The following is a 4,249-nucleotide window of genomic DNA, read 5'->3' as shown; positions in this document are numbered from 1 at the left end:
ATATGTACCAGCTACTACCTGCCCTTCTAATCTTTTATGGACAATATTCCGATATATTTCTATGATGATCAAGCTTTTATATTGAAAAGGACAATCCTGATGAACAATAAGAAAAAAGGCATTTTCATGTCAGTGGTCATCACATGCTGTTTAGTTATAGCATGTCTATTAATTGCGCCCTTTAATAAAGCTTATAATATAGGAAATCATGCTTATGTAAATGCCACAGAAGTATCAGGTACCATAGTTCCTTATAACATTCTGTGCATATGCTCTTATAACTACTCTTATGCTACTGTTCCCCAGCATATCGAAGGACTCGAACAGGGACTTGGCAATCTATCCTATGAGATAACCTATGAAAATATGGATGCAAAAAGATTTTATGAAGCCCAGGACATAGAGAAGTTCCACGATTATCTTGCCTATAAAATGGAAAAATCAAATGCTTCCTATGATCTTATCTTCCTTATAGATGATACTGCTCTTCGTTTTGCTATAAATTACAGGGATGAACTATTTGGTAATACTCCTATTGTATTTATGGGTATTAATTCCGTATCTGATGCAACTACTTCAGCTGCTCTTGAAAACGTAACAGGAATAGCTGAAACCCTTGATTTTGAGTCCAACTATACGCTTATGAAATCTCTTTTCCCAGACAGGAATGAAATTGTAGTTCTGTGTGATGGTACCAATACAAGTGCAGGTGAATATGTGGAATTTTTAAAATTCACGGAAGATCACCCTGAAATCACCTATACAGTTCTTAATACTTCCTATTACACCAACAAGGGACTTAGAAGGGCCTTGTCTGAGCTCGACGAAGATGATATCATCTACTATCTTGATTTCTCTCAGGATGGTGACGGGAATATTTATACGCTCAAATCAGCAGCCTCTTTTATTGACGAAAATGTTACCAATGTTCCTGTTATAAGCCTTTCAATGGCTAATTGTATCGATAACATTTTTGGAGGAATCTCATATTCCTATACTCAGGCCGGGGAAATTGCCGGCAAGATGGCAGGGAAGATCTTAAACGGCGTTGATGCTGATAATATACCTCTTGTAAATGAAACTATATCAGAAGCATATTTTTATCAGGATAGTCTTGATGAATTCAATATTTCTGCTTCAAAGCTTCCAAAAGACTGCACTATAGCCAATGAACACTTTAATATAGTTCGTTACTATAAGGAAAATGCACTTATCCTAAATCTTATAATGCTTGTTATAATACTCCTGTTCGTGATAATTGTTATTCAGGCAAGGTTCAACAGGCAGCACGAAAAGATGCTCAATAACGATTATCTGACCAAGATTCCTAATCGTCATTATATCAATCAGAAACTTGAACAGCTAAGCAGCACCTATACTCCATACGGACTTGCCATGATAGACATTGACCATTTCAAAGAAATTAATGACAGCTATGGTCATATTGCCGGAGATGAAGTTCTTAAGGAAGTAAGTAACAGATTTAGCAGCATTGCAACTAAAAACATCACCTTTTCCAGAATCGGAGGTGATGAATTTATGATGCTTATAACTGGAAATGAAATAGATAATGCCGACACTATATGCCAGCATATTCGTAAGATGATCAAATATCCTATAACTGTTGAAGGTAAAAATATTCAGGTAACACTTAGTATTGGATGCGCTCTGTATCCTTCTGATATCAATGATCCGACTCAGGTCATGTCACTTGCTGATAAAGCTTTGTATTATGTCAAAGAGAATGGCCGAAATAATTACAAGCTATTCAGCGACCTTTAATGTTCCATCATCAGTAAGTACATAGGTTCCGTAATTATCTACAAGCTCTTCTACTGCGTTATCGCTTGTAATAGTAACGGGCTTAAGAAGAAATGAAGGAACTACTATCTTACCATTATCATAGGTTGTCGTATCATAAGTACATTCAAAGCCAAGATCCCATCCATCAGCAAGCTCCTGAGACATTTCCTTGCCATTATATAAGGAATCCACGAGCTTAACGGTAACATAGGCTTCATATGTAAGATTCTTATATACGTCCATGGACTGCCTGCTTTCCATAAGCTTTACAAGATTGGCTTCATCACAGTCCTGACCTGTTATAAGAACAGAATTATTTTCTTTGTAATTTTCTTCTATTGCAGCCTCTACTCCAAGCGCTGTAGAGTCATTGGAACATACTACTGCATCTAGCCTGTTGGCTCCTGAATAATACGATCCAATAAGAATTTCAAATCTAATATTTGCAGACTCTGTAGACCACTGGGATGTGGCTACTGTATAGAAATCAAGCTGGCCTGAAGGAACATTTAAAATGCCATCATCTATGTAGGGCTTAAGTACATCCATTGCTCCGTCAAAAAAGTATCTGGCATTATTATCTGCAGAATCTCCTGCTATAAACTCTATGTTATAAGTCTTACTACCGGCGTTTTCAAGATCAAGCGCCTCTTCTATATACTCTCCCTGAAGCCTTCCAACCTCATAATTGTCAAAAGATACATAGGCACTTATATACTCAGAATTGCATATAAGTCTGTCATATGATATGACCGGAATGCCTGCATAATAAGCCTTCTCTACAACTCTTGTAAGTGAAAGTCCGTCAACAGCTCCTATCACAAGTACGTCGCAGCCGTTATCTATCATCGCATCAATGGCATCGATCTGGGTATCTATCATATTGCCTGCAAACTCCAGATCAACTTCATATCCCATCTCTTCAAATACAGACTTTAGATATTTGCCATCCCTGTTCCATCTCTCAAGGTATTGTGATGGCATACTAAGGCCTATCTTATCGGTGCCGTCATCAGAGTGATTGTTAATAGCCACTTTCTCCTTAGCTTGTGTTGCCGATGTAGTTGCAGTATCAGTTGAAGAACCAGAACAAGCCGATAACAAAAGCGCTACTGACAAAAAAGTCATATACGATTTGGAGAAACGAAGCCTGGTACGTGACATGTAAGCAATCCTTTCCTACAATTGAATGCTAAGCCTAATTGAATGCTACATTAAATAAATGTTACAGCTAATTGAATATTAGAATTAGTCAAATAACAAAAACTGTCATTATGGTTATCGGACAATTCTATGAAAATCATAAATAAAGACGAGCCCCTGAAAAATAAATGATCATTTTTCAAGGGCTCGTAATGTTATTGGCAATTATATTAAGTATCAGGTATCTGAAGTAGTTGTTGAAACTGCGCCTGTAGACATGTAAGTAGCAAAAACTGTATCGCCATATTCAAAACCAACAGTTCCATCTGAAGTACGAGTAAATTTTATTGTGTATGAATCCCATGCTGATGTACTCTTACATTTAATATCTGTAGAATCATATCCAGCTACTTTAAGAGCTTTAGTTATTACATCTCCTGCTTCAAAGCCAGTAGAACTTACTTTAATAGTATCAGATGAAAATGATGAAACTTCTGATGAGTATGCAGGATCTGCAAAATATGTCTGAACAGCAGATACAATACTTGTTGCATTAGAAGCATCTGTTGAATTTCTTGATCTTTCTACATACTGTAAGAACTGAGGTGCAAGTACAGCTACGAGAATAGCCATAATAGCGATTACGATAATAAGCTCAACAAGTGAAAATCCTTTATTTTCTTCCTGATTGTCTTCTTTGTTATTTCTGTAATTGCGAAGGAACTTGATCATTTATTTTTCTCCTTTTCCTACAGCCTCCTGCTGTAGACTGAATCTCGCCGGTATATTAGTACCGTCATCCTAAACTACAACTGCAATAATACCAAAAATAAAGTCATACTTTATAATCATATTTTCAATATTTTTTGCTATCGCGCAAGATTTATATTATTACCTCCCTTCTCTTTTGTCAATACATAATATTGGAAACTATCATATGATATTTAGTTTTTAATAAATAGCCTTACAGGTTGTAGTTAAGGATGACGGTACTAATATACCGGCGAGATTCAGTCTACAGCAGGAGGCTGTAGGAAAAGGAGAAGAATAAATGATCAAATTCCTTCGTAATTACAGAATGAACAAAGAAGAAAATCAGGAAGATAATAAAGGATTTTCACTTGTTGAGCTGATTATTGTTATTGCTATTATGGCTATCCTTGTAGCTGTACTTGCACCTCAGTTCTTACAGTATGTAGAGAGATCAAGAAATTCAACAGATGCTACTAATGCTACAAGTATTGTATCTGCGGTTCAGACATATATAGCAGATCCTGCATATACATCAGTAACTACAGGATTT

4 protein-coding genes are annotated in these 4,249 nt (G+C 36.3%); 2 read left to right on the top strand and 2 right to left on the bottom strand.

Translation table 11 applies throughout. The features are described 5' to 3' along the window. Nucleotides 1-99: 99 nt before the first annotated feature. On the top strand, nucleotides 100-1,782 hold the full coding sequence (locus K6G87_RS00150; protein ID WP_296832194.1) for an ABC transporter substrate binding protein: 1,683 nt from the start codon (nucleotides 100-102) through the stop codon (nucleotides 1,780-1,782). On the opposite strand, the gene K6G87_RS00145 is transcribed toward K6G87_RS00150, so the two are convergent. Next, nucleotides 1,765-2,967, bottom strand: a complete 1,203-nt coding sequence (locus K6G87_RS00145; protein ID WP_296832191.1) for a substrate-binding domain-containing protein — start codon at nucleotides 2,965-2,967, stop codon at nucleotides 1,765-1,767. The two genes, K6G87_RS00150 and K6G87_RS00145, sit on opposite strands and share 18 nt — an antisense overlap. A 216-nt stretch (nucleotides 2,968-3,183) precedes the next feature. Continuing rightward, nucleotides 3,184-3,678: a type II secretion system protein gene (locus K6G87_RS00140; protein WP_296832188.1), complete on the bottom strand. Its 495-nt coding sequence runs from the start codon at nucleotides 3,676-3,678 to the stop codon at nucleotides 3,184-3,186. 319 nt (nucleotides 3,679-3,997) lie between these two features. Between K6G87_RS00140 and K6G87_RS00135 the strand changes: the two genes are divergently transcribed. Further along, a partial coding sequence (locus K6G87_RS00135) for a type II secretion system protein (RefSeq protein WP_296832185.1) occupies nucleotides 3,998-4,249 on the top strand: 252 nt, incomplete at its 3' end.

It is taken from the genome of Butyrivibrio sp., from assembly GCF_024699075.1.
Note: the sequence above shows the minus strand (reverse complement) of the source record. Positions and strands in the feature narration are given on the sequence as shown.

Excerpts from the sequence above, each read along its gene's own strand:
- K6G87_RS00150 (WP_296832194.1), top strand. The coding sequence starts at position 100 with ATGAACAATAAGAAAAAAGGCATTTTCATGTCAGTGGTCATCACATGC.
- K6G87_RS00145 (WP_296832191.1), bottom strand. The coding sequence starts at position 2,967 with ATGTCACGTACCAGGCTTCGTTTCTCCAAATCGTATATGACTTTTTTG.
- K6G87_RS00140 (WP_296832188.1), bottom strand. The coding sequence starts at position 3,678 with ATGATCAAGTTCCTTCGCAATTACAGAAATAACAAAGAAGACAATCAG.